This window comes from uncultured Nisaea sp., from assembly GCF_963974195.1.
Taxonomy (GTDB): domain Bacteria; phylum Pseudomonadota; class Alphaproteobacteria; order Thalassobaculales; family Thalassobaculaceae; genus Nisaea.
Map to the genome: position 1 here is coordinate 1 of NZ_CAXBDC010000189.1, position 3,643 is coordinate 3,643.

General features: G+C 61.1%; 3 protein-coding genes and 1 pseudogene. 1 reads left to right on the forward strand and 3 read right to left on the reverse strand.

The annotated features are described in order from the left end of the window. The 3 genes from AAC126_RS21965 to AAC126_RS21975 all read right to left on the reverse strand — a co-directional run. Positions 1 to 373 (reverse strand): glycosyltransferase (locus tag AAC126_RS21965; protein ID WP_339857542.1); only part of this gene is annotated, 373 nt, incomplete at its 3' end. 9 nt (positions 374 to 382) lie between these two features. Further along, positions 383 to 1,207 (reverse strand): UDP-2,3-diacylglucosamine diphosphatase, encoded by an 825-nt coding sequence (locus tag AAC126_RS21970; RefSeq protein ID WP_339857545.1) that lies wholly within the window; start codon positions 1,205 to 1,207, stop codon positions 383 to 385. Between the two features lie 141 nt (positions 1,208 to 1,348). Further along, positions 1,349 to 2,785 carry a short-chain fatty acyl-CoA regulator family protein gene (locus AAC126_RS21975; RefSeq protein WP_339857548.1) on the reverse strand — a complete coding sequence of 479 codons (1,437 nt, stop codon included), beginning with the start codon at positions 2,783 to 2,785 and terminating at the stop codon, positions 1,349 to 1,351. 263 nt (positions 2,786 to 3,048) lie between these two features. Between AAC126_RS21975 and AAC126_RS21980 the strand changes: the two are divergent. After that, positions 3,049 to 3,643 (forward strand): annotated as a pseudogene (locus AAC126_RS21980) (isocitrate lyase); the annotation flags it as partial.

Here is a 3,643-nt window from a genome sequence, read left to right on the forward strand (position 1 = left end):
CATAGAACCAGGAAACCGGAAGCGGCCAGCGTGCCTCCACATATTCCGGAAAGCGTGTGTGATATCCGGTTGTGTACGGCATCCCCATGCGGCGCGCGGCCGAGGCCGCCAACAGCCCGAGCGGGCCTTCGGTCGCGATATGCAGATGCTCGCAGTCATACGCGGCCATGCGCCGCTGAACGGCCCGGCGATGCGTCAGGGACAGCCGGATGTCGGGATAGGTCGGGCACGGGATGGTCACGAATTCCTGCGGTGACAGAAATTCGACCCGGACACCCATCTTTTCCAGCTCCCGGGCTGTCCATTCCAGGGACCGGACAACACCATTGACCTGCGGAAGCCAGGCATCCGTGACGATGAGTATCGATGTCATGCTTCAATCCTAGGAAACGCGCTCGTCATATTCCGGGTCGAGAGCAGGCTCGGGATAGTGTTCCAGCGCCTGCGACAGCTCTTCCCAGTAAAGCACTTCCAGAGTGCCGTCATGGTGCTCGACGACCGCCGTGCAGCTTTCGACCCAGTCGCCGGTATTGACGTAATGAATGCCATTCATCTCCCGGCTCATGGCGTGGTGTATATGGCCGCAGATCACGCCATCCAGTTTCTGGGCCCTGATCTCTTTCGCGACCACGGCCTCGAAATCGCCGATGATGTTGACGAAGCTTTTCACATGCCGTTTCGCAAAGGCGCCAAGTGACCAGTATTTCAGCCCCATGCGTGCCCGCACCCAGTTCAGCCAGGTGTTGGTCGAAAGGGCGAACTCGTAGAAGCAATCGCCAAGATAGGCCATCCATTTGGCGTTCTGGATCACCACATCATACTGGTCCCCGTGGGTCACCAGATAACGGCGGCCGTTTGCCGTCGTGTGGATCGCCCGGTCGAGTATCTCCACCCCGTCGATCCTGCGGCCTGCATACCGCCGGACGAACTCGTCATGGTTTCCGGGGATGTAGGAGACCTTTGCGCCGAGATGCGCTTTTTTCCGGATGACCTGAACGGCATCGTCATGAGACTGAGGCCAGTACCACGATTTCTTCAGCCGCCAGCCGTCGACGATATCGCCGATCAGATAAATCCGGTCCGACTCATGCTTGTTCAGGAATTCGACGAACAAGTCCGCCTGGCAGTGCCGGGTTCCCAAATGGAGATCGGAGATGAAGATCGCGCGAAACGTCCGGTGCCGGGGATATGTCTGGGCTGCTGTCACATGCTTGCCTGTTCAGGGGCTATCGCAAGTTGTTTTGCGATGTTTATGGTTGTTTATCCCATACCATAGCCCGCCTCGGGGCAGAGGAACCACTTTCCGGCAAGGGGATTTGTCCCCGGTGTGTTTTAGCTCACACTTTCTCTAGTTCTCGAATGTGAAGGCCGACGCCTTCTTCATGTGCTGATCCGCCCGGATCGTCCGGTTCAGCGGCGGGTGGGCGCGCTGACTGCAATCGAGCCGTTCGCACAGTCGGCAGCTGACGCCGACCGGGGTGGCGCCGCTGGCTTTCGGCAGGTCGAGCCCATCCGCATAGACCAGATGTTTCGCGTCCCTGATCTCGCAGCCGAGGCCGACGGCGAATTGCGGTTGCAATTGCTCGTGCCAGCCTCCGGCGCTGTCCAGCGTACGGGCAATGGTGAAGAAGGTGGTCTCGTCCGGCATCCGGGCAACCTGGGTGTGCACCTGTCCCGGCGTGCGGAAGGCTTCATGCACCACCCAGCGCGGGCAGGTGCCGCCATAACGGGCGAACTGGAAGCCGCCGCCATTCAGGCGCTTGGAGACATTGCCCGCCGCATCGACGCGGATGAAGAAGAACGGAATGCCGCGCGCGCCGGGCCGCTGCAGGGTGGTCAGCCGGTGCGAGACCTGCTCGAAACTGGCACCGAAGCGGCGGCGCAGCAGTTCGAGGTCGTACCGGAGTTCCTGCGCCGACTTGCGGAAGCTCTCATAGGGCATCAGCACGGCGCCCGCGAAATAATTGCAGAGGGCGACGAACAGCAGGTTGCGTGTTTCCGTGTCGGCGGGCTCCAGCCGGTCGATGATGCTTTCGATCAGGGCATGATGCGCCAGAGCCGCGATCTGGGAGGCGAGCTGGAAGCAGCGCCCGGACGCCAGCAGGGCTTCGGACAGCAGGATGCGGCGGCCATGCGGATCGTAGCGCCTGAGCGTGTCGGTCATGACATGCACGGGCATCACTTTCACCGCGATGCCCTCCTTTTGCGAGAGGTGCTCGGTCAGGCCCCGGAACAGATCGTTGCGATCCAGCCCGGCTTCCTGCCAGAGCGCTTCGGCCGCGTCTTCCAGCTCCGGGAAATGATTGGCCTCGCGCTGGTGCATGTCGCGCACCGCCTCGACCGGGGAGAGAGGCTGGTCCGGATCCGGCAGCGGGTCGCGCCCGGTGCCGATCGAGCCCGCCCGGGCATTCTCCCAGACCTGCCGGTAGGCCTGATACAGCCGCAGCATGGCCTGCGCCGCGTTCGGGGAACGGGCGGCGAATTCCTGCAGTTCGACCGGGCGTACCGGCTGGTCCCGGAACAGCGGATCGCTGAACACCTCGGCGAGTTCGGCGACGGTCTTGGCGTCGTCATCCTCGGCGAACTGTTTCAGATCCAGTTCGAAAGCCTGCCCGAGCTTGAACAACAGCGGGACGGTGACCGGCCGCTGATTGTGCTCGATCAGGTTGAGATAGCTTGGCGAAATACCGATCTCGCCAGCCATTTCCGTCTGGCTCATGCCGAGATCGGTCCGGAAACGGCGGATCTTCGGCCCCAGCATCGCCTTGCGGTCAAGTCCCTCCATGCCCTGTTCCTTCATTATGATTAGCGGGCCTGCTTCCACCTTATGGTTCTTTCGCGCCTGCACAATGATTTTCATGATTTTCAAAAACGGCCTATTTAATTTTACAAGTGTGACAGTTTTACTTTTTTACTTTCAATGGCTTATGGACGATTTGCGATTTGCGTTGCACGGTCTTGTCAGTGTTGCGGTGCACTGTGGGCGGGGAAGTCCGGCGCACCGGTTCCGAACAAGGCGGCGAGGCCGCGCAACCGAGGAGAGCAAGCATGTCCAAGGATTTCGAGAATATGACGCTGACCGCGTCCGGCCGTTTCGACAATGTGAAGCGCGATTACTCCCGCGCCGATGTCGAGCGCCTGCGCGGCACCGTCCGTATCGAGCACAGCCTTGCCCGCAAGGGTGCGGAGCGGCTCTGGAAGAGCCTGCATGAGGAAGATTTCGTGCCTTCCCTCGGCGCCGTCACCGGCGGTCAGGCGGTGCAGATGGCGAAGGCAGGCCTGAAGGCGGTCTATCTTTCCGGCTGGCAGGTCGCGGCGGATGCCAATGTCGCCGGTGCCATGTATCCGGACCAGAGCCTCTATCCGGCCAACAGTGGCCCGGAACTGGCCCGCAAGATCAATAATTCCCTGCTACGCACCGACCAGATCCACTATTTGGAAGGCGATAACAGCACCGACTGGATGCTGCCGATCATCGCCGATTGCGAGGCCGGGTTTGGTGGGGCGCTGAATGCCTATGAGTTGACTCGGGCCTATATCGATGCTGGCGCCGCTGCGGTGCATTTCGAGGACCAGCTCGCGTCCGAAAAGAAGTGCGGCCATATGGGCGGCAAGGTTCTGGTGCCGACGCAGCAGCATATCA

What these genes read in the sequence shown, in the direction of transcription:
- AAC126_RS21975 (WP_339857548.1), bottom strand. Translation starts at nt 2,785, where the DNA reads ATGGAGGGACTTGACCGCAAGGCGATGCTGGGGCCGAAGATCCGCCGT.